Source organism: Patescibacteria group bacterium (genome assembly GCA_026417895.1).
Classification (GTDB): Bacteria; Patescibacteriota; Patescibacteriia; order UBA2591; family CALHIP01; genus CALHIP01.
This window is the reverse complement of the sequence record JAOACJ010000006.1, coordinates 1-19,805: the sequence shown is the minus strand read 5'-3', so window position 1 is coordinate 19,805 and position 19,805 is coordinate 1. Positions and strand designations below refer to the sequence as shown.

Annotated in this window: 25 protein-coding genes; 9 read left to right on the top strand and 16 right to left on the bottom strand. The window is 33.5% G+C overall.

Annotated features, from left to right (window positions below):
* Positions 1-57 precede the first annotated feature (57 nt).
* The 7 genes from tmk to N2259_00985 all read left to right on the top strand — a co-directional run bounded on the left by tmk (position 58) and on the right by N2259_00985 (position 6,762).
* On the top strand, positions 58-675 hold the full coding sequence (gene tmk / locus N2259_01015) for a dTMP kinase (protein ID MCX7778809.1): 618 nt from the start codon (positions 58-60) through the stop codon (positions 673-675).
* Complete coding sequence (gene gatB, locus N2259_01010; GenBank protein MCX7778808.1) at positions 660-2,141, top strand: Asp-tRNA(Asn)/Glu-tRNA(Gln) amidotransferase subunit GatB; 1,482 nt, start codon at positions 660-662, stop codon at positions 2,139-2,141. Before tmk ends, gatB begins: the two co-directional genes overlap by 16 nt.
* A 10-nt stretch (positions 2,142-2,151) precedes the next feature.
* Entirely contained in the window at positions 2,152-2,718 is a 567-nt protein-coding gene (gene thpR / locus N2259_01005; GenBank protein ID MCX7778807.1) for an RNA 2',3'-cyclic phosphodiesterase, read from the top strand.
* A 77-nt stretch (positions 2,719-2,795) separates the two neighbouring features.
* Positions 2,796-3,518, top strand: a complete 723-nt coding sequence (locus N2259_01000) for a glycosyltransferase (protein MCX7778806.1) — start codon at positions 2,796-2,798, stop codon at positions 3,516-3,518.
* Positions 3,519-3,753: 235 nt separating this feature from the next.
* Entirely contained in the window at positions 3,754-5,316 is a 1,563-nt protein-coding gene (gene gltX / locus N2259_00995) for a glutamate--tRNA ligase (GenBank protein MCX7778805.1), read from the top strand.
* On the top strand, positions 5,309-6,547 hold the full coding sequence (locus N2259_00990) for a peptidoglycan DD-metalloendopeptidase family protein (protein MCX7778804.1): 1,239 nt from the start codon (positions 5,309-5,311) through the stop codon (positions 6,545-6,547). The genes gltX and N2259_00990 overlap by 8 nt, the downstream gene beginning before the upstream one ends.
* Before the next feature lie 44 nt (positions 6,548-6,591).
* On the top strand, positions 6,592-6,762 hold the full coding sequence (locus tag N2259_00985) for a hypothetical protein (protein MCX7778803.1): 171 nt from the start codon (positions 6,592-6,594) through the stop codon (positions 6,760-6,762).
* A 60-nt stretch (positions 6,763-6,822) separates the two neighbouring features.
* Here the strand turns inward: N2259_00985 and N2259_00980 are convergent, their stop codons facing one another.
* The 10 genes from N2259_00980 to N2259_00935 form a co-directional block, all read right to left on the bottom strand.
* On the bottom strand, positions 6,823-7,767 hold the full coding sequence (locus N2259_00980) for a tyrosine-type recombinase/integrase (GenBank protein MCX7778802.1): 945 nt from the start codon (positions 7,765-7,767) through the stop codon (positions 6,823-6,825).
* A 232-nt stretch (positions 7,768-7,999) separates the two neighbouring features.
* The gene (locus N2259_00975; GenBank protein ID MCX7778801.1) at positions 8,000-8,269 is read right to left on the bottom strand and encodes a hypothetical protein; all 270 of its coding nucleotides are present in this window, start codon (positions 8,267-8,269) and stop codon (positions 8,000-8,002) included.
* Positions 8,270-8,278: 9 nt separating this feature from the next.
* Positions 8,279-9,100, bottom strand: coding sequence for a cell division protein FtsQ/DivIB (locus N2259_00970; GenBank protein MCX7778800.1), 822 nt, complete (start codon positions 9,098-9,100; stop codon positions 8,279-8,281).
* 77 nt (positions 9,101-9,177) lie between these two features.
* Positions 9,178-9,603, bottom strand: coding sequence for a hypothetical protein (locus tag N2259_00965; GenBank protein ID MCX7778799.1), 426 nt, complete (start codon positions 9,601-9,603; stop codon positions 9,178-9,180).
* Positions 9,560-9,955 (bottom strand): hypothetical protein, encoded by a 396-nt coding sequence (locus N2259_00960; protein MCX7778798.1) that lies wholly within the window; start codon positions 9,953-9,955, stop codon positions 9,560-9,562. The genes N2259_00965 and N2259_00960 overlap by 44 nt, the downstream gene beginning before the upstream one ends.
* A 427-nt stretch (positions 9,956-10,382) precedes the next feature.
* On the bottom strand, positions 10,383-10,706 hold the full coding sequence (locus tag N2259_00955; protein MCX7778797.1) for a hypothetical protein: 324 nt from the start codon (positions 10,704-10,706) through the stop codon (positions 10,383-10,385).
* Positions 10,707-10,915: 209 nt separating this feature from the next.
* The gene (locus N2259_00950; GenBank protein ID MCX7778796.1) at positions 10,916-11,386 is read right to left on the bottom strand and encodes a hypothetical protein; all 471 of its coding nucleotides are present in this window, start codon (positions 11,384-11,386) and stop codon (positions 10,916-10,918) included.
* Positions 11,383-11,727, bottom strand: a complete 345-nt coding sequence (locus N2259_00945) for a hypothetical protein (GenBank protein ID MCX7778795.1) — start codon at positions 11,725-11,727, stop codon at positions 11,383-11,385. The genes N2259_00950 and N2259_00945 overlap by 4 nt, the downstream gene beginning before the upstream one ends.
* A 95-nt stretch (positions 11,728-11,822) precedes the next feature.
* The gene (locus tag N2259_00940; GenBank protein ID MCX7778794.1) at positions 11,823-12,026 is read right to left on the bottom strand and encodes a hypothetical protein; all 204 of its coding nucleotides are present in this window, start codon (positions 12,024-12,026) and stop codon (positions 11,823-11,825) included.
* Positions 12,026-12,298, bottom strand: coding sequence for a DUF5654 family protein (locus N2259_00935; protein MCX7778793.1), 273 nt, complete (start codon positions 12,296-12,298; stop codon positions 12,026-12,028). The genes N2259_00940 and N2259_00935 overlap by 1 nt, the downstream gene beginning before the upstream one ends.
* A gap of 134 nt (positions 12,299-12,432) precedes the next feature.
* On the opposite strand from N2259_00935, the gene N2259_00930 reads away from it, so the two are divergent.
* Positions 12,433-12,825 (top strand): hypothetical protein, encoded by a 393-nt coding sequence (locus tag N2259_00930; protein MCX7778792.1) that lies wholly within the window; start codon positions 12,433-12,435, stop codon positions 12,823-12,825.
* 68 nt (positions 12,826-12,893) lie between these two features.
* On the opposite strand, the gene alr is transcribed toward N2259_00930, so the two are convergent.
* Genes alr through greA form a run of 4 tightly spaced genes read right to left on the bottom strand, consistent with a single transcriptional unit; the run spans position 12,894 to position 17,334 of the window.
* Entirely contained in the window at positions 12,894-14,105 is a 1,212-nt protein-coding gene (gene alr / locus N2259_00925) for an alanine racemase (GenBank protein MCX7778791.1), read from the bottom strand.
* Positions 14,099-15,340: a serine--tRNA ligase gene (gene serS / locus N2259_00920; protein MCX7778790.1), complete on the bottom strand. Its 1,242-nt coding sequence runs from the start codon at positions 15,338-15,340 to the stop codon at positions 14,099-14,101. Before serS ends, alr begins: the two co-directional genes overlap by 7 nt.
* Before the next feature lie 42 nt (positions 15,341-15,382).
* Positions 15,383-16,843 (bottom strand): lysine--tRNA ligase, encoded by a 1,461-nt coding sequence (gene lysS / locus N2259_00915; protein MCX7778789.1) that lies wholly within the window; start codon positions 16,841-16,843, stop codon positions 15,383-15,385.
* 38 nt (positions 16,844-16,881) lie between these two features.
* Positions 16,882-17,334 carry a transcription elongation factor GreA gene (gene greA / locus N2259_00910; GenBank protein MCX7778788.1) on the bottom strand — a complete coding sequence of 151 codons (453 nt, stop codon included), beginning with the start codon at positions 17,332-17,334 and terminating at the stop codon, positions 16,882-16,884.
* Positions 17,335-17,523: 189 nt separating this feature from the next.
* Between greA and fmt the strand changes: the two genes are divergently transcribed.
* The gene (gene fmt / locus N2259_00905) at positions 17,524-18,522 is read left to right on the top strand and encodes a methionyl-tRNA formyltransferase (protein MCX7778787.1); all 999 of its coding nucleotides are present in this window, start codon (positions 17,524-17,526) and stop codon (positions 18,520-18,522) included.
* Positions 18,523-18,547: 25 nt separating this feature from the next.
* Here the strand turns inward: fmt and N2259_00900 are convergent, their stop codons facing one another.
* Positions 18,548-19,480, bottom strand: a complete 933-nt coding sequence (locus tag N2259_00900) for a cohesin domain-containing protein (protein ID MCX7778786.1) — start codon at positions 19,478-19,480, stop codon at positions 18,548-18,550.
* A 39-nt stretch (positions 19,481-19,519) separates the two neighbouring features.
* Positions 19,520-19,805 (bottom strand): hypothetical protein (locus tag N2259_00895; protein ID MCX7778785.1); only part of this gene is annotated, 286 nt, incomplete at its 5' end.

Sequence of the window (19,805 nt, the reverse complement as noted above, 5' to 3'; positions counted from 1 at the left end):
TTATATCACTAGAGAAAGTTTGATTGTCTATTAAATTTTTGCTAGAATTATTTACCTATGAAAATGAAAGGAAAATTTATTGTCTTTGAAGGGCAAGATGGTTCGGGTAATTCAACCCAATCAAAAATTATTTCTGATTGGTTAGAGGGTATGAGTTTTCCTGTTCTTCTTACCAAAGAGCCAACCTCTAATATCATCGGTGGTTTGATTAAGGGACAACTCTCTCATGACTGGAAAACTTCACCAGAATGTCTTCAGCTTCTTTTCGCCGCTGATCGAGCGCATCATTTAGAAAAAGAAATTATTCCCGCTCTCAAAAAAGGATATATTGTCGTCTGCGATCGATATCTTTTTTCTTCCATCGCTTATGGCACCGCCTCTGGTTTATCTTTTAAGTGGTTATTAGAAATTAATAAAAACTTTATTTTACCTGACATTACCTTTTTACTTAAGACACCGCCAAAAATTTGTCTTAAAAGAATAGAAAGGGGGCGGTTGACTATTGAACTTTTTGAGAAAGAAAAAAAACTTTCTTCGGTGTGGAAAGTTTATTCTTTAATTGCAAAAAAATTTAAAAATATTCATATTATTGACGGCGAGGGGAGTATTGATTCTGTTTCAAAAAGAATAAAAAATGTCCTGACTCGCCATATTTTTTTATGGAAAAAAAGGTAAACATCGGATTAGAAATTCATCTTCAATTAGCGACACAGTCGAAAATGTTTTGCTCCTGTGAAAATCCTAAATTTGATACTCCAGCAAACACCAGTGTCTGTCCAATTTGTTTAGGCCTTCCCGGTACCTTGCCTACTTTAAATGAGAAAGCCGTTGAGATGGCTTTAATCTTGGGTTTAGCTTTAAATGGAGAAGTTCAAAAAAGAAGCTATTTTGAAAGAAAAAACTATTTCTATCCTGACCTGCCTAAGGGCTATCAGATCTCTCAAAAATCTGCTCCACTCATTAAAAATGCTTTTTTAGAAATTAACAATCGAAAAATTAGAATTAGAGAGATCCATTTGGAAGAAGATACGGCTAAAATTTATCATTTTTCAGATAAAATTCTTCTTGATTTTAATCGGGCCGGTTTACCTCTTTTAGAACTAGTCACCGAGCCGGACCTCTTTTCAGCTCAAGAAGCAAAGGAATTTTGTCAAGAACTTCAAACGATTATTAGATATCTTAAAATTTCTGAAGCAAATATGGAAAAGGGAGAGATGCGTTGTGAGGTTAACATTTCAGTAAGTCAAAAGTCAAAGGTCAAAACTCAAAAGTTAGGAACAAAAGTAGAAATAAAAAACTTAAATTCTTTCCGAGCTATAGAGAGATCCATTGAATATGAAATCAAAAGACAGGAGGAAATTTTAGAAAAAGGCGGAGAAATTCAACATGAAACTCGGGGTTGGGATGAAACAAAACAAAAAACCGTTCAACAACGATTAAAGGAAGAAGTTGAAGACTATCGATATTTTCCTGAACCAGATCTACCGCTTTTAGAATTAACTGATTATCAAATAAACGAAATAAAAAAATCATTGCCAGAACTTCCATTAGTCAAAAGAAAAAGATTTATTGAAGAATATAAATTTTCTCCTCCTTATGCTAAAATTCTTACTCAAGAGCAAGATTTTTCTTTTTTTGTGGAAAGGGTAATGGATCTACTTTATGAGAAATTAAAGGAAGAGATAGAAGAATTAGAAATTTATAAAGAAAAAATAGCCAAAAAGGTTGGCGATTGGCTCATTAATAGACTTTTTAGTCTAGACAAAAGAGAACAGTTAATTTTGAAGATAAAGAATGAAGAATTGACGCCAGAAAATTTTTCCTCCTTTATTTTTCTGATAGTCAAAAATAAAATTCCCTCAAAAATTGCTCAAGATATACTAAGAGAAATCTATCAAACCGGCAAATCACCGGAGGAAGTTCTTTCTCAAGAAAAAATAAAAACAGAAGAACCCTCAGAAGAAGAGTTAAAAGAAACAATTAACCTTGTTTTAGAAAACTATCCAGAGGCTGTTTCGGATTATAAAAAAGGAAAAAAAGCAGCCATCAAATATCTTATTGGTCAAGTCATGGCTGCTACCAGAGGTAGGGCTGACCCAAAAATATTGGAAAAATTATTAAAAAAATTTTTAAAATCATAATAAGACTATAATGAAGATTCGTTCTTTTATTGCTATCAATCTACCCGAGAATTTAAAAAAAGAAATAGGTTTCTTGCTAGAAAGATTAAAAAAAGAAAATAAAAGAATACCAGTAAAATGGGTCTCTAATGAAGGGCTACACATCACCCTTCATTTTTTAGGTTCACAGGAAGAGAATACTCTCCAGATGGTTGGCGAAAAAATCGAGAAAAAAATTAAGGAGCTACACCTAAACCAAAAAGCTCCAAAATTGATTGCCACTGAAATCAATGCCTTTCCTAATTTATCTTGGCCACGTGTTTTATTTATTGGTTATCGAGAAGACGGTGAAAAACATTTGATTAAAAAATTACAAAAAGGACTAAGTAAAGAATTAGAAAAATTAGGTATTGAAATTGACAAAAGAGAATGGACGCCACACCTGACATTGGCACGCCTCAAAACACCGGCCAAATTAAAAATGATTAATGACAAGTTACAAGATTTTAATTTTGAAGTAAGGTCAATTGATTTAATGAAAAGCGAACTCACGCCCCTTGGCGCCAAATATACCATTCTCAAAAAATTCCCTTTTTAAAATTATTCACAAAAAAACGCATATGCGTAAAGAGTGGATAAATTTTATTTAAAATTTTATAAAGATTAGTCTAGACTATGGTCTCAATTGTCGTCACTACTTATCGCGAAAAAAAAACCTTGACGAAATCTATTCGGCTCATTGTTGATGAAAATATAGAAAATTATGAATTAATCGTCGTCGGTCCAGACAGAGAAACAGAAGAAATAGTTCAGGATTTTCAAATTACTTATCCACAAATTAGATATATAAAAGATAAAGGAAGGGGTAAGCCAGCGGCTCTTAATTTAGCTTTCAAAGAAGCCAAAGGAGAAATTTTAGTTTTAACTGATGGTGATGTTTTTATTGAGAAAGGAGCAATAAAAAAACTCTTACAACATTTTAAAGATAAAAAAATTGGGGCAGTCAGTGGTTATCCTATTTCAATTAATTCCAGAAACAACCTTTTTGGTTATTGGTCGCATTTTTTAACAACAGCAGCCCACCTTCTCCGACAAAAAAAATCAAAAAGGGGTGAGTATCTTGTTTGCTCTGGTTATCTCTATGCTTTTCGAAATACCATCATTGAAAAAATTCCAGAAGAGACCTTGGTTGAAGACTCGATTATTTCACAAACTATTTGGCAAAAAGGATATAAAATTATTTATGAACCGGAAGCGAAAGTTTATGTCAAGTATCCAGACAACTTATCTGATTGGTTAAAACAAAAAATTAGAACGACTGGTGGATATATCCAAAAAATTCAAAACTATAAATTAAAATTTAAAATTAAAAAATGCGCGGATTTTTTGAAGAAATAAAAAGTGGATTAAAGCTATTTTTTACTTATCCAAGAAATTTAAAAGAATTTTTCTGGACGATTTTACTTTATCTAGCTCGTCTATATCTTTGGCTCTTAATTTTTTGGCGAATTAGGATTACTAAAAAACAATTCTCTCAGATTTGGCAGAGGGTCGATAGCACAAAACAAATATAAATATAAATTGTCAACCATTCTCTCTTTTTTAATTTTTTGATACAATAAATCAAAATCCTATGATTCGGGTTCGTTTTGCTCCAAGCCCCACTGGTTTTTTACATATCGGTGGCCTCAGAACGGCTCTATATAATTTTTTATTTGCTAAGAAAAATAATGGTAAGTTTGTTTTAAGAATTGAAGATACAGATGTAAAAAGACAAGTATACGGAGCGGTAGAAAATTTAATAAAGACACTTCAAGCAGTTGGCTTGAATTGGGACGAAGGGCCGGTTTTATCGAAAAGACAAAAGAATCTCAAATCTAAGGGTAGGTATAGTCCCTATATTCAGTCACAACGATTAGTTCTTTATAGAAAATTTGCACAAAAATTAATTGATCTTGATAAGGCCTATTATTGTTTCTGTACCCCTGAAGATTTAGAAAAAATGCGTCAGGAACAGATAGCGAAAAAATTACCGCCAATGTACGATGAAAGATGTCGAAGATTAAGCAAAAAAGAAGTAGATAAAAAAATCAAAAATAAAAATCCTTATGTCATCCGTCTGAAAGTGCCAGAGGAGGGGAGGCTTAAATTTTATGATTTAATTCGCGGTGAAATAGAATTTGATTTAAAAAATATTGATGATCAGGTTTTATTAAAATCAGATGGCTATCCAACTTATCACTTAGCTGTCGTTGTCGACGACCATTTGATGAAAATTACCCATGTCATCAGGGGAGAAGAGTGGCTGCCAAGTGTTCCAAAACATCTTTTAATTTACCAAGCTTTCAATTGGCCATTGCCAAAATTTGCTCATTTACCACTTTTATTGAATCCTGATCGTTCTAAATTGTCTAAACGTCAGGGCGACATTGCGGTCGAAGATTATTTAAACAAGGGTTACTTGCCGGAAGCACTTTTAAATTTTGTCGCTCTTTTGGGTTGGAATCCTGATACTAATCAAGAGATCTTTTCTCTTCAAGAGTTGATTAAGAATTTTTCTTTAGAAAAAATTCAAAAAGCTGGCGCGATTTTCAATCTTGAAAAATTAGATTGGCTAAATGGATACTATATTCGTAAATTAGAAATAAATGAATTGACAAAAAGATGTATTCCATATTTAATTCAGGCTGGTTTAATTAATTTTTTAAATCCTAAATCACAAATTACAGATTCTAAACAAATTCAAAATTCAAAATTCAGAATCCAAAATTCTCAAAAAATTATCACTTTTAATTGGCTCAAGAAAGTTGTCGCTTCAGAACAGGAAAGAATGAAAAAGTTAACCGACCTCATAACTTTAGCTGATTTCTTTTTTAAAGATGAATTAAAATATGAGCCAGAAATTTTAATCTGGAAAAAAATGAGTCAAAAAGAGGTTGTTGATAATTTAAGTCTCATTAAAAAGAATTTAGAAAAACTGCCGGCCAGAATATTTAACAAGAAAAATATCCAAAAAACTCTTGAAGAATTGGCTCAAAAACAAGGAGCGGGTCAAATTTTTTGGCCATTCCGGGTTGCTTTATCTGGTAAAGAGGCTTCGCCCCCCGCCGCTGAAATAGCGGAAATTTTAGGGAAAAAACGAGTTGTTTCGAGAATAGAAGAGGCAATTAAAAAAACGAAGATTAGGTATGAGTAAAAAAGAAAAAACAATCTTGTTATTAGTCTTTGCCATTTTTATAATAAGCAGCATCTCTCTATTTTCCATTCATTCTTCGACACTACTCGCTCAAACTACCGATGATTTAAAAGAAAAAATTCGACAGCAACAAGAGTATATCAAAGAATTAGAAAAACAACAGCAAATTTATGAAGCAAATATTAAAATTAAAAGAAAAGAGGCTTTAACTCTAAAAAATCAAATTAGTATTTTAACTAACCAAATTTCTAGAACGAGAACAGAGATTAAAAAAAAGGAGGCACAGATTAAGAAAACAAATTTAGAAATCGAAGAAATTCAAGATCAAATTCAGAATAAAAATATAGAGATTAGCGATCTTAAAGAAAAAATTGCTGAGTTTTTAAGAAAAATTTATCAATATGATAATAAAAGCTATTTAGAAATTATTCTTCTTAACGAGCATATCTCCGATTATTTTAATCTTTTAAAAGTTAGTCAAAATTTACAAAACTCTTTACAGAAAACTCTAGATAACGTTCAATTAGTCAAAGAAAACCTAGAAACAGAACAAAAAAATCTTCAGCAAAAAAAAGCAGAATTAGAAAATCTTAAAAGGGAACTTTCTTCAGAAAAGACAAAATTAGAAAATGAAGAAAGAGCAAAAAGAATTCTTCTTGAAGAGACTCAAGGGGCGGAATGGAAATTCCAGACACTTTTAGCTGAGGCAAAATTGGAAATGAAACAAGCGGAAAGAGAAATTGCTCGTTTAGAAACTGAAATTAGAAAAAAATTAGCCGAAGCTCAAGAAAGACAGTGGCAAGAACTGGAAGAAATGGGTCTTCTGGTTTTTTCTTGGCCGGTGCCAGGCGGAGTGGTGACTTCTACTTTTCACGATCCCGATTATCCATTTCGTGCTTGGTTAGGAGAACATTCTGGTATTGATATTAAAGCTTCACAGGGAACAGCGGTACGTGCCTCAGCTGGTGGCTATGTTGCTCGGGCCAAACATGGAGGTATGGGTTACTCTTATGTCATGATTATTCACCAACAAGGATTTTCAACCGTCTATGGTCACCTCTTGAAAATTAACGTTGAAGAGGGGACTTATGTAAAAAGAGGAGAAGTTATTGGTCTGAGCGGTGGAATACCTGGTACACCAGGGGCCGGCCGATTTTCAACCGGACCACATCTCCATTTTGAAATTAGAAAAGATGGTATTCCAGTTAATCCCTTAAATTATTTGCCTTAATTTTAATTTCTATATTTTGTCATTAGTAATCAGTAATTTTTGTTATGGCTTTTTGGCGACAACATCTTCATCCCACTCTTTCTATTATTGTTCTAATTATTTTTATTCTTTTAACTTTCTTCCTTGGTTTTAAAATTGGGCAAGAATTATATAAAATTTCTACAGAATTTTTTCCTTATAACCATATAATAACAACTATAGATAAAGATAAATAAAAAGGTCGATACAAGTTGTGTTAATACATTAATACAATACAATCAAGACAATTGTAAGATTTATTCTTTGAGAGGATGAAATTTTCGATGAATTTTTTCCGCATAGCGATCGGAGGCGTGAACATATTTGGTAGTTGTATCTAACGATTCATGGCCTAATAAAATTTGAATGGCTGCTGGATTGGCACCACTTTCAGCGAGATAGGTGGCAAAAGCATGACGGATGCCATGAACCGAAATAGGCACATTGAGACCAAGTAATTCTCGATATCTCTTTACTCTTTCTTCTAAATAATTAGGAGAAATCTTTTTATCTTTTAAATTGACGTTTTTCCCGCGATAGGGGATAAATAAATAAGGAGAATCCGTTTGACCTCGAATGGCTAGATATCTTTTAATATATTTTTCTGCGCGAGGTGTTAGATAAACAAATCGTTCTTTCTTTCCCTTCCCACGAATAAAAATGCGTCCTTGCGGATCAATTTGATTTTTTTTGAGATTAATTAACTCTGAAATCCTCATTCCTGTTGAAAATAGCGTTTCCAAAATAGCCCGATTTCGAGCTGCTACAACTCTATTTTTCTCAAAAAGAGTCGGCGATTCAATTAACTTTATCACTTCCTCAAATTCTGAAACACGCGGATGTCTTTTTTCCGTTTTAATTAATTTAATAACATCCGGCGAGACTGGTGTGGGATGGTCCATCTCAATTAAAAATTTAAAATAAGAGCGAAGACTCGAAAGTGTTCGGTTGATAGAATAACTGCCAAGCCTTTTTTTGCTCGGCAAATTTTTTGGCGTCTTACGGTCTCGAGAAGTTAGATAAGCCTTATAATTGAGAATTGTCTTTTTATCAATATTTTCAAAATTAACTTTTGATTCGTTAAGAAAATTTTGGAAAGTTATTAAATCTCTTTCGTAATTATAAATTGTCTCTTCAGAATAATTATTAGTCTGGAGATTAAGCAAAAATTCATCTAGATAAGGTAGGACAATTCTTTTCATAAAATTTAATTAATCTCAATATAATAATACGACTATAAATTGAGTGTAAGGGATATTATACTCACTTTAATATAATTATTATAAAAGCCTAACAACGTCTGTCAAACCAATCCCCTGTGGATAACTCTATCTCTTTCTAACACAACTAAATTTTAAAAAAAAATAAAATAAAATTAACAAAACTTTTTAAGTCGTCGAAAGACCAAAAAGTGATAAAATGTGATACCTTCTACTAATCTTCAAAGCCGCGAAATCGACTCAAGGCAAATAAATCCAGAATAATAGCTAGGGCTAAAACAACGACCTGTAATATCTCCCATTTTCCATTAAACCAATTAATAACAATCGAATACCATAACAAAGTAAAAGGAGCAAAGATAATGCCTAAAACTAACCAAAACCAGCCGGCAAAAACCTTTTCAAACCAATTGGTCAGCAATTTCAAAAGAACAATTAAAAGACGGGGCAAAACCAAAAGTAAGAGAATAGAAAAATAACGCATAAAAATATTTTATTTATAAAAAATTCGATGACCAAATCTCAAATCAATATATTCAAGTTTTTGTCGGTCATCAATTTTTTCTCTTAAAATCAGGGCAAGGTTGTTAATTTGTTCAGATAGATTCTCTTTTGGTTCAAAATAAATTTTCCAATTTTCTGAAGTAATGGCTTGGTAACTTAAAACACCTTTTTCTTCAATAATTTCTATTCTACGAATCTTACAGTCAAAATTAGTGGTTTTTTTGAAAAATTCAAAAATAGATAAAAGCGGCAAAGTTCCCATTGGACGATTACTCAGATCAACAATCATCGGTAAATCAGCTAAAGTAGCCTCACTCTCATTTATCTTCTTAATTATGGCGCCGTTCTTGTTTAATAATAAGTAATCGCCCCCTTGAGACAAAAAAGTCGCTACTGGTTGCCAAAGATCAATTTTTATCTTCATTCCATTAGGAAAAATTTTAAAAATTTGAAACTTTTCTATCTGCCGATCGCTGGTAAAAAGATTTTCTATTTCTTTTTTTGGCAAAAAGAAAATGTTATCCAAAGTTAAAAAATAAAACTTTTTCGATAAAATTTTATTAATTTCACTTTTTAACAATTCCTCATCTATTTTCAATAAAGGTTGATCATTGACTTCAAAAGAGATATATCTAATTTTAAAAATTGATGAAAAGAAAATTAAATAAAATAAACTACTAATCAAAAAAACAACAAAAAAAATAATGACCCAGATGAGAAACTTTGAAACCGTCTTTTTTTCTTGGTACTCTCGTCTCGCCCTCTTCCTTTCTGGTATTTGTTTTTTTTGAAAAAAAGAAATGATGCGCATTTTTCTAGATTCTAAATTCCAGGCTCTATTTTCATTAATTATAAATTAGAGTGAACCCTTTTTATTTCGATGCGCTTCTAGCCCCAATTGAATAATCCGATCCAAGATTCCTCCGGAGTCATTCCAATTTCAGCTGTCTGATGGAAAACCATTGTTGGGGGTGTTACGCCGGGTAAAGTGTTCGGTTCTAAAACAATAATTTCACCATCCCTCACAAACATATCAATCCTTGGATAACCAATTAAATTTAAAATTTGACAAACCTTAATGGCTGTTTCTTTGGCCCTTTTTGTTGTCTCGTCATCGAGTCGAGCCGGAGTAATCATCTCTGCGCCACCAGGTAAAAATTTGTCTAATAAGGTTAGATACTCTAAATTCTGCTGCCAAGGTGTTTCCGTCAAAGGCAGGGCTTCTAATTTTTCGTTACCTAAAACTGAACAAGTAATTTCAATAGCCTTTTCAATATATATATTCGTCCACCAAAATAATCCGATCCCAAACAAAGACTTTTTCTATCGCCTCTGGAAGTCTATTTTCTTCTCGCACCACCGTAATACCAGTACTACAACCCTCGCGAGATGGTTTAATTAAGCAGGGAAAACCTATCTTTTCCTTGATTTGACTGATAATTTTTTCCCGATTCTTTATCCACTCTTGGTCAAAAACAGCTAGATATTTTGGCACTTTCAGTCCTTGAGCTGCCAAAATTTGTCGAAAAACATATTTATTCATCCCCAAAGCCGAGCCTAAAACACCCGGCCCATTGTAGGGAACATCTAAGATCTCTAAAAGTCCCTGAAAGTATCCATCCTCAAGATACTTACCATGTCCAATAATAAAGGCAAAATCAATCATTTCCGGCAATTTTTCATAACGAACCCTCTCGCCGTATTCTGGTAAAAGTCGCTCTAAGTCAGAGGTCGTATTTTGGATAATAAGAAAATCGTTAATTTTCCATAATTGAAGTTTGGTATCAACAAAAAAGGGAATTTTTTTTCGTACTTTTCCGAAGAAATTTTATAATAAACATGACGACCACCTTCTAACTAAAGAAACTTTTTTTCTGAGGATTTACCACCAAAAATGATACCGATTTTCATTTTTGATTCTTTAGACATATTTGTCAATATTATAATGAATTTTATAAAAATGTTAAGTCTCGTTTGGCTAAAATAAAAAAGAGGATTTTTATTTAATACGAATCCTCCCCATCGCTTACTTAATGAGGCTTTTTTAAATCTCGGTCCATTGACAACGTTCTACTTTACTCATGTTTTTTTGTTTAATCTCTAACCCGAATCCAATCGGCACCTAACCTTTGTATTTTTCGACTCACGTTTTCTATTTTTCTCTCTACCCTTTTTAGCTCCTGATCGAGAATCAGTAGCCGATCACGATTAGCCGGATCCGCCTGGAGGAGCTCTTTCTTTGCTTCTATCTCAGCCCGCTGGTTAAGGAGTTCTACTCTCTTTAGATCAAGATTATTCAACTGTCTTCTTTTCTCTCTATCTTTCTCTTGTTCTTGCTCTTGTTCTTGTTCTTGCAGTTGTTTCTCTAGTAGCAGTTCGGACCGAGACAGAGGTTGTTCAGGGCCCCCCTCAGACATAGAGATTAAATTATATCAAGATAGATTATATAGCCGGCTTAATTTTTGAGTTTATTTCTGAACTTTATTTTTAGATGTCAAAGAACTGTCAAAGATTGTCGTAGAACTGTTACCATATATAATATATAAGTCTTAATTGTTTTTGTCAAGCGGGGCTGTGTATAACTTGTGTTAATGTATTAACACAATTAGTGGAGTGAAAAAGCTTTTTATATCTTTACTTTCATTAGTTCTATATCTTTACTTTGATGCGCCTCCAGAGCCAATTCAATAATCTTGGTTAAAAATTCCGGTACCGACAAGCCAGCCAAAGCAGCCTGATGATAAGTCCAAGAAGATGGCCCCATTCCTGTTGAGGCGGCTGAGTTTGGGTCAGTAATGAAAACTCGCCCACCCTCTTCAACAAAACTGTCAATTCGTGCGTAGCCTTGACAACCTAAAACCAGATACATCCGTTTGGCTTGTTCTTGAATTTCTTGAATAATTTTCTCTTCTATTTTAATCGGTGTCACCTTTCTGGAAGCGCCGGGTAGATATTTGTGGTCGTAAGTAAAAATCTCTGATTCATAAATTGTTTCGGTAGGTAAAAAGGCTACTGGATCTTCATTACCAAAAACAATGCAATAAAATTCTCTTCCACGAATCCCTTTTTCCACTAAAACCTGATTGTCGTATGTCAAAGCAAAGCATAGTTCATTGCTTTTTCTAAATCCTTAAATTCCTTAACCAACATTACACCAATTGTCGAACCTTCGCGCGTTGGCTTCGTTACCACTGGCCAACCGAATTTTTTTTCTATTTTTTCTCTTACTTTTTCTTTATTTTCTTGCCACTCCTTTTGGGAAATAACTAAATAATCTGGTATATTAATGCCACCATAAGCCTTCATTAATTCTCTTTGCATCGCTTTATCCATACCCAAGGCAGCAGAAAGAACACCCGAACCAGTATAAGGAATCTCTAAAAGTTCTAACAGTCCTTGTAAACAACCATCATCACCATATTTACCATGAGTGACCAAAAAGCTAAGTCAATTAAATTTTTCAACTCTTCAGATCTTCAAACGAGATTCTTTTGGTACCTTTATTTTCTAATATTTTCTAAATTTTCCTCAATTTACTTACAAGTATTTCTGATAATTAAGCTATCAGGAATTTGCCAAAACTTCAATTTTGAATCCCAAAAAATAGCCAGCGGTATAAATTTTGAACGATCGAGGTGTTGATAAACATGTCGGCCACCGGCTAAAGAGACTTCTTTCTCCGATGATTTACCACCAAAAATAACACCAATTTTTAATTTTGTCTTTTCTGATACCATTATTTTTCTTCACTACTAATTTTTTCCTTTATTCGACCAATCAAATCACCCAACTTGACAGTAATAATAACCACCAGAACTGTAATGAGTAGGGCATAAGCAAATTTTCCCCAGATCATACTTGGTTGAGGAAAAAGAACAGTAAAAAATTCTTTAATTGCCTCATTCCAGGCTAAAGCCGCCACCAAGCCAAAACCAGCTGTTACTAATGAACTAATTTTTTCCAGAATTTCCAACTTAAGAGACTTTTTTTGATTGGCTTCCTCGGACATATGATTTAACTATGATTTAATACTTAATTTAGATTAATTATAATCAAAAATAGTCTTTTAGACAAACTTGATAAAGTTTTTAGATTTTTTATAATAAAAAATTGAGAAAGTATTTGCTTAAGAGGTGATTAAAAATGATACCAGTCTTTCTAAAAATATTTTCTTTTTTTTATTTTCCTTCTTGTCGATATCATGCTCACGTACAGCCTCGTTCTGTTGAGAAAAAAAAATCGTGTGAATCTCAACGGCTATACGGCTATCGCGATAACATCTTCTACTATACGGCGATCAGCCACCCGCCTCAGATAGTTGGAAAATTCAATCTTCTTTTCAATTTTGCTGCTTGGACGTATTATACGTATCTCGCTCTCATCTTGTTATACGCTATACCTCTTACTGCAATTGGTTTGCCGAAAATTACTTTTCGTCCGATAGAAGCGGTATGTATAACTCTTGTAGGTCTTCTCGGCCTAATCCTTTTCTGGCTCAATAAGGCCGAGGTGGAAGTAAAAGTAAAAAATAAATAAAAAATAAAAATTTAGGACGAGGAAGATAGGATAAAACAATCCTCGTCTTTTTGTATTTTTGTAAAATTTTATCTATAAATTCTTGGTAATAGAGGATTAATTCTTGTTACTATTTCGTAATTAATCGTTCCGACTTTTTCCGCTAATTCTTCAGGAGTAATTTCTTCTTGACCTTGTCGGCCAATCAAAACTACTGCATCACCTTCTTTAACATCTGAAACTTTTGTCACCTCCACCATTGTCAAGTTCATACAAATCCGACCACGAATCGGTATTCGTCTTCCCTTGATTAAAACTTCACCACAATTAGAAAGTTTCCGATCATAGCCATCCCAATAACCAACCGGCAAAACAGCAATCTTGCCTTTCTTTTTCAGTCGATAAGTACAATCATAGCCAATCGGTGTTCCGGCTGGTAACTCTTTGACCTGGATCACTCTTGTTTTCCAAGTTAAAGCAGGTTTTAAATCAATTTTTCGACCCAATTGTTGGGCCAATTTCTTAGTTTCTGAACTTGGCCAGAGCCCATACAAACCAAGACCAATCCGCACCATATCCAAATGGGTAGCTGGATTAACAATGGTTGCCGCCGTACAAGCCGCATGAATTAAAGGCAATTTCGTCTTATTTTTACCAGCGATCGCAGTGAAACTTAAGACGTTTCTATTTCTAAGATTATTATAGAGGATGGTTTTTTGACTAATTTTTTGACTGATTTCTTGAACTGTTTTAATTAGTCGTTGAGTTTGGAGAAGCGTATATTTTTGATAATAGGCTTCTGATTTGGCAAAATGAGTAAAGATACCCTCCAGCTCCAATCCAGGCAATTTAAAGCATTTTAAAGCAAAATTTAAGGCATTTTTAGGTAAAATACCAATCCTTGAGGTGCCGGTATCTATTTTAAGATGAATCCTTACCCTTTTGCCTATTTTTTGGCTTAAATTTGATAAAATTTTGACCTGTGGATAAGTATAAAGAGCAAAGTCTATCCTTTCAGTAATAGCCTGTTGAATCTTATCTGTCTCAGTAAGATCCCAATAGGTCAAAATTAAAATTGGCTTTTTAAAGCCATTTTTTCTTAATACGAGGGCTTCGTCTAAAGAGGCAACGCCAAAATAGTCAATATATTTCTCAAGAATTTTCGCCACACCAATCAAGCCATGGCCATAGGCATTTGACTTAATCACCCCCATTATTTTTACTTCTGGAGAAATAATTTTTCGAAATTGCTTTAGATTGTGAATGAGGGCTGATTTTGATATTTCTAACCAAGTCAACATAAAACTTCTGGCCACCGAAAACCACCCTCTTTTTCTTGATAATTTTCTATAATAGCAATAATTGTTCTCGGTATGGCCAAGGCGGTGGCATTTAAAGTATGAACAAAGATATTTTTCCCTTTTTTATTTTTATATCTAATCCCTAATCGCCTCGCCTGAAAATCGGTACAGTTAGAGGAGGAACCTAACTCGCGATACTTTTCTTGAGAAGGAATCCAAGCTTCAATGTCATAGCTTTTGGCTGAAGAATAATAAAGGTCGCCAGTACAAATCTGAACAATCCGATAAGGAATTTCTAACTCTTGCATCATCGCCTCTTCTAGCCCGACCAACAACTCGTGTTCTAATTTTGAAGTTTCTGGGGTACAAAAAATAACCATCTCCACTTTTTCAAATTGATGAACCCGAAAAATACCTCGCACATCCTTACCATAAGAACCAGCTTCGCGTCGAAAGGCCGAACAAGGAAAAGCTAAATAACGTAGGGGTAAGTCCTGTTCTTTCAAAATCTCATTAGCATGCATTGCCACCAGTGACTGTTCGGCTGTACCAATTAAATATAATTGATCTTTTTCTAAAAAATAAGTTTCATCTGGTGCTTGATCTAAATAACCCATCCCTTTCATAATTTCTGGTTTAAGCATTAAAGGTGGGACAACTGGCCGAAAGGGTTTAGTGACGAGATTTAACTTTTTTTCTTCAATTACTTTTTGAATATTTTTTTCGTCTGTTAAAAAATTAACAGCAAAATTAATCAGTTTTAATTCTAATAAAGCCACTTCATCTTTTAAGTAATAAAAACGGCTACCGGAAGTTTTAGCCGCTCTTTCTAAGTCAATTTGTTCCCGGGCGATTGTCAGGTAATCTTTGACTGGAAATGAAAACCCTTTTTTTTGACCGATCGTCTTTAAAACTACATTCCCGCCTTCGTCTCGACCGATTGGTACATCGTCGAATGGTACATTAGGAACTTTAAACATCAATTCTCGAAATTCTTGTTCTATTTTTTCTAATTTCTTTTCTAAGTTCTTAATTTCCTCTTTTTTCTTTCTCAACTCTTCAATTTTTTTATTTTTTTCTTTTTTTTCAGCTCTTAATTTTTCAATTTTTTGAATGAGATCCCTTCTTTTTTTGTCTAATTCTAATAACCATTCAATCTCAATTTTTACTCCCCGATTTTGACAGGCTGTTTTCACCTTTTCTTTGTTTTCTCTAATAAATTTAATCTCAAGCATAAACACTCCAAAATTAAACACAAGATAAAAGATTTTTAATTTTTAGTTTTTAGGTTTTAAAGTCGGAAATAAAATCACTTCTTTTAAATTTTTAGTTCCAGTCAAAATCATTGCTAATCGATCAAGACCAATTCCTTCACCGGCTGTTGGTGGCATACCATATTTTAGAGCTTCAATAAAATCTTGATCGTACATTTGAGCTTCTTCATCGCCAGTCTTTCTTAAAGAAAGTTGATATTTAAATCTTTCTTCTTGATCTAATGGATTATTCAATTCTGAATAGGCATTACAAATTTCAAAACCACCAACCAGAAGTTGAAACCTCTCAACGTAATTTGGATTATCCGCTGTTCTTTTGGCTAAAGGTGAAAGTTCAATGGGATGATTGATAATAAAAACTGGATTAGTAATTTTTGTGCGAACACGTTCCTTAAAGATTTCATCAACGATTTTTGGCCAAGACCAATTTTTTTCTACTGACAAACCTATTTTTTTTGCTGCTTGATAAATTTTTTCTTTTTCTTTTAATTTTTCTAAATCTAAACCAGTCGACTCTCGAACAGCAGTAATAAATTTTTTTCTTGGGTATGGTGGTTTAAAATTTATCTTTTGTCCTCGAAAATTCATCTCAAATGGCATGGCTAACTTTTCAAAAAGATAACAGAATAATTTTTCTGTCAAATTCATTAAATCCTGATAATTAGCATAAGCCTGATAAAATTCAATCTGGGTAAATTCTGGATTGTGAGCCCAATCAATTCCTTCGTTACGAAAACAACGAGTAATTTCAAAAACTTTTTCAAAACCGCCAATGATTAAACGCTTGAGATAGAGCTCTGGAGCAATTGAAAGGTAAAGATTGATACCTAAAGCATCGTGATGGGTAACAAAAGGTTTAGCTGTTGCCCCGCCAGCCATTGGCTGTAAAATCGGTGTTTCTACTTCTAAAAACCCCTCTTTGATAAAAAACTGGCGAATTGTCTGAATAATTGAAAATCTTTTTTTAAAAATTTCCTTAACTTCTGGATTGGCCAGTAAATCTAAATAGCGTTGACGATAACGAATCTCAATATCTTCTAGGCCATGCCATTTTTCTGGTAGGGGTAAAAGAGATTTACTAATCAAACGAAAGTTATTCAAGACTAAAGTTTTTTCGCCAGTTTTTGTTTTCATCAAATTGCCCCGACCTTCGACAAAATCGCCAATGTCAACTAAATCAGAAAAAATTTGATAACTTTTCTTTCCCAAAAGATCTTCTTTAAAATAAAGTTGAATTTCACCACCTTCATCTACCAAATGAGCAAAGGCTGATTTGCCATGGCGACGGATAGCTTTTAAACGACCACAAAGGACAACTTCTTTTTTTTCTTTCATGAATTGCTCAAAGTTTTCTCTTACTTCCCGAGAAGAATGGCTGCGCCAGACTTTGGCCGGATAAGGATCAAGACCCATTTCCTCTAGTTGTCTTAGCTTTTTAATTCTTATTTTTTCAATTTCAGACATCTTTCTATTATATAAAAAAAACAAAAAAAGTAAAATAGTTAAGAAATTTCTAAGATCTTAATTTTTTTCTGGCCAGCCGGTGTTTTAACAACAACAACTTCGCCAATTGTCTTGTCTAAAAGAGCACGACCAATTGGCGAGTCAATGGAAATTTTTCCTTTACCTGGGTCAGCTTCTTCAGAACCAACTAACCAATATTTCTCTTTTTCCTTTTCAATTTGCACCAGAACCTGACTACCGGGTAAAACTTTATTTTTTTGTTTTTTATCGTCAACAACGACAGCTGTTCGCAAAAGGTTCTCTAGGCGCCTGATCTCTGCCTCGGTTAAACCTTGTTCCTCTTTGGCAGCAATGTATTCGGCATTTTCTGTCAAATCGCCTAACTCAATAGCAGCGGCTAGACGTCTGGCAATTTCTTCTCTCTTTTCTTCTTTAAGATATTTTAATCTCTCTTGAATTTTTTTAAATCCTTCAGGAGTGAGATATTCCATATAGTTAAAATTTTTAACATAGAGCAATAAAGAGTAATAAAAAGATTTGCCTGTTTATTTTATTTTTCAACAGGCCAATGAAATGCTTTATTGAGTTATTCTATTATAGCAAAAATTTCAAGACAAGATATCCACAGTTTGGTATAATATAAAATTATAAATCTTAAAACTTTAAAAATTAAATCTCAAATGTCAAAATCCGTTAATCAAAATTTACGAATTATTTTCTTAGGCACACCGGAATTTAGTGCCATTATTTTAGAGAAAATGATAAAAACGGGCTTCAAACCTATAACGGTGGTCACGGCGCCAGATAAACCAGTTGGCAGAAAACAAACTCTTACTCCTTCGCCCTTAAAGGTGATGGCTGAAAAATATAAAATTCCAGTTCTCCAGCCAACAAAAATCATAGATTCTAAATTTTATATTCTAAATTCCAAACCTGATTTGATTGTTCTCGCCGCCTATGGCCAAATTATCCCTAAAGAAATTTTAGAAATTCCGAAATATGGCTGCCTTAATATTCATCCATCACTTTTGCCAAAATATCGAGGTGCTTCGCCGATTCAAACGACGATTTTAAATGGCGATCAAGAAAGCGGCGTGACCATTATTTTGATGGATGAAAAAATGGACCACGGCCCGATAATAGCTAAGACTAGATACCAAATCTCAAATAACAAAATTACCACTCCAGAATTGACAAAAACTTTAGCCGAATTAGGGGGAAATCTATTAATCGAAACCCTTCCTCAATGGATTAAGGGTGAAATAAACCCACTTCCTCAAGATCACTCTCAAGCGACCTACACCAGGGTTATCAAAAAAGAAGACGGAAAAATCGATTGGCGAAAATCAGCTGAAGAAATTGAAAGAATGATACGAGCCTATAATCCATGGCCAGGCACTTATACCTACCTAAAATTACAAATGACAAATTACAAATTACAAACAACCCCAAAATTCCAAAATTCAAAAATGCTAAAGATTATAAAGGCAAGGGTCTTAAAGACAAAAAATCAAAGAGAGCCGGGCGCAGTTTTTTTAACAGAAAAAAAAGAGTTGGCTATTGCTTGTCGCCAAGATGTTTTAGTTTTAGAAGAAGTTCAATTAGAAGGAAAAAGAAAGATGAGTGCTCAAGAATTTTTGAATGGCCATCGAGAAATTATTGACACCATCTTATCTTAAATTCAGAAAATGGCAAGAAGACTGGTTAATATCTTTTAGGATAGAATTTTTTCAACAAAATAAAAAGGGAAAAAATAGCTGCGAGAAAAGCAATAATCAAAGTCAAAAGATTAATTCGTCTTTTTTTTATCTGGGGGAAAATTTTCCCTACCCTTTCGTTGCCAGCTTTATCAATAGCTTTGACCTTGATAAAACTCTGAAGACTTTGGTCGGTTAAAAGATATGGGCTTTCACCTCTGCGCCAATTTTCTTTCCCTTCTTTTTTGGTTTCTGAAATTTCGTAATAATCAAGGCCTGTTTGTTTATCAGTCGTAGAAAAAACAAGATAGTATCTTTCGTCAATTTTAACAATTTCTGGCTGAAAAAATTCGGGCGGAATTTGATCTTTTTCTAACTCTTTTTGCCAAGAGTCTAACCTTGGACCCTCAAGGGCCGAAAATTTAAGAGAAGCAGACCTAAAGGTTAAATTTGTTGGTGTTCCAAAACCATCATTTAATAAAACTCGAGAAGTTTCTTGAAAATTAATTGTCGCTAGACCGGTGGCAAGGCTATGAAAAATTATTTTTGCTAATAAATTACTCTGGCCTGGGTCTCCTGGAATTCGACCGGTATAACCGCCAATCACTCCACCGGCAAACGAAATAATCCCCTGCTCTTGGTTGATGATCGGTCTTTGAGGTATGAGATTAAAAATAGAATGACCAAAACTGACATCTTTAACTTCTAAAATTTCGATCGGGTATTGCAAATGAACTTCAACAATATTAATATTTTCACCCGGCTCTAAATCAATTCGACTTTCTAAAATAAAAGTCTCACCGACGCCATATTCGGCTGATGCGGGTTCTAAATATAATGTTGCAGCCTGACAAAAATCAAAAATCAAAAACAAAAGACTAAAAACAAAGATTAAAAATATAAAAATACTTTTATAGTTTTTTATCGCCCCTCTTTTCATTTTTTTATTATATTTATTTTAAGTGCTTTTAAAATATTATCAGCCGGTCCAATAATAAAGTAAAATGCTTAAGTCGGTATAATTGACCCAACCATCATTATTTAAATCAGCTCTTTTATTTTTTGGCCGGCCCCAATTGTAAAGTAAAATAGAAACGTCAACAAAATTGATTCTCTGTTGATTCTTTTTATTAAGATCACAATTAAGATTAACTTTATGACAGCCAGCAGGTAGTTTTATTTCTTCTTTTTGCTCTTTCTTCTTTTCTTTCTTTTCGGCGGATAAAACATGAAAGGTTAAGGTCTTTGAGAAATCAGTAATCAGA

Excerpts from the sequence above, each read along its gene's own strand:
- N2259_00955 (MCX7778797.1), bottom strand. The coding sequence starts at position 10,706 with ATGTCTGAGGGGGGCCCTGAACAACCTCTGTCTCGGTCCGAACTGCTA.
- tmk (MCX7778809.1), top strand. The coding sequence starts at position 58 with ATGAAAATGAAAGGAAAATTTATTGTCTTTGAAGGGCAAGATGGTTCG.
- N2259_00985 (MCX7778803.1), top strand. The coding sequence starts at position 6,592 with ATGGCTTTTTGGCGACAACATCTTCATCCCACTCTTTCTATTATTGTT.
- alr (MCX7778791.1), bottom strand. The coding sequence starts at position 14,105 with ATGTTGACTTGGTTAGAAATATCAAAATCAGCCCTCATTCACAATCTA.
- N2259_00970 (MCX7778800.1), bottom strand. The coding sequence starts at position 9,100 with ATGCGCATCATTTCTTTTTTTCAAAAAAAACAAATACCAGAAAGGAAG.
- N2259_01000 (MCX7778806.1), top strand. The coding sequence starts at position 2,796 with ATGGTCTCAATTGTCGTCACTACTTATCGCGAAAAAAAAACCTTGACG.
- fmt (MCX7778787.1), top strand. The coding sequence starts at position 17,524 with ATGTCAAAATCCGTTAATCAAAATTTACGAATTATTTTCTTAGGCACA.
- N2259_00975 (MCX7778801.1), bottom strand. The coding sequence starts at position 8,269 with ATGCGTTATTTTTCTATTCTCTTACTTTTGGTTTTGCCCCGTCTTTTA.
- N2259_00980 (MCX7778802.1), bottom strand. The coding sequence starts at position 7,767 with ATGAAAAGAATTGTCCTACCTTATCTAGATGAATTTTTGCTTAATCTC.
- greA (MCX7778788.1), bottom strand. The coding sequence starts at position 17,334 with ATGGAATATCTCACTCCTGAAGGATTTAAAAAAATTCAAGAGAGATTA.
- thpR (MCX7778807.1), top strand. The coding sequence starts at position 2,152 with ATGAAGATTCGTTCTTTTATTGCTATCAATCTACCCGAGAATTTAAAA.
- N2259_00990 (MCX7778804.1), top strand. The coding sequence starts at position 5,309 with ATGAGTAAAAAAGAAAAAACAATCTTGTTATTAGTCTTTGCCATTTTT.
- N2259_00930 (MCX7778792.1), top strand. The coding sequence starts at position 12,433 with ATGATACCAGTCTTTCTAAAAATATTTTCTTTTTTTTATTTTCCTTCT.
- gatB (MCX7778808.1), top strand. The coding sequence starts at position 660 with ATGGAAAAAAAGGTAAACATCGGATTAGAAATTCATCTTCAATTAGCG.
- N2259_00960 (MCX7778798.1), bottom strand. The coding sequence starts at position 9,955 with ATGATTGATTTTGCCTTTATTATTGGACATGGTAAGTATCTTGAGGAT.
- N2259_00900 (MCX7778786.1), bottom strand. The coding sequence starts at position 19,480 with ATGAAAAGAGGGGCGATAAAAAACTATAAAAGTATTTTTATATTTTTA.
- gltX (MCX7778805.1), top strand. The coding sequence starts at position 3,754 with ATGATTCGGGTTCGTTTTGCTCCAAGCCCCACTGGTTTTTTACATATC.
- N2259_00935 (MCX7778793.1), bottom strand. The coding sequence starts at position 12,298 with ATGTCCGAGGAAGCCAATCAAAAAAAGTCTCTTAAGTTGGAAATTCTG.
- serS (MCX7778790.1), bottom strand. The coding sequence starts at position 15,340 with ATGCTTGAGATTAAATTTATTAGAGAAAACAAAGAAAAGGTGAAAACA.
- lysS (MCX7778789.1), bottom strand. The coding sequence starts at position 16,843 with ATGTCTGAAATTGAAAAAATAAGAATTAAAAAGCTAAGACAACTAGAG.
- N2259_00940 (MCX7778794.1), bottom strand. The coding sequence starts at position 12,026 with ATGGTATCAGAAAAGACAAAATTAAAAATTGGTGTTATTTTTGGTGGT.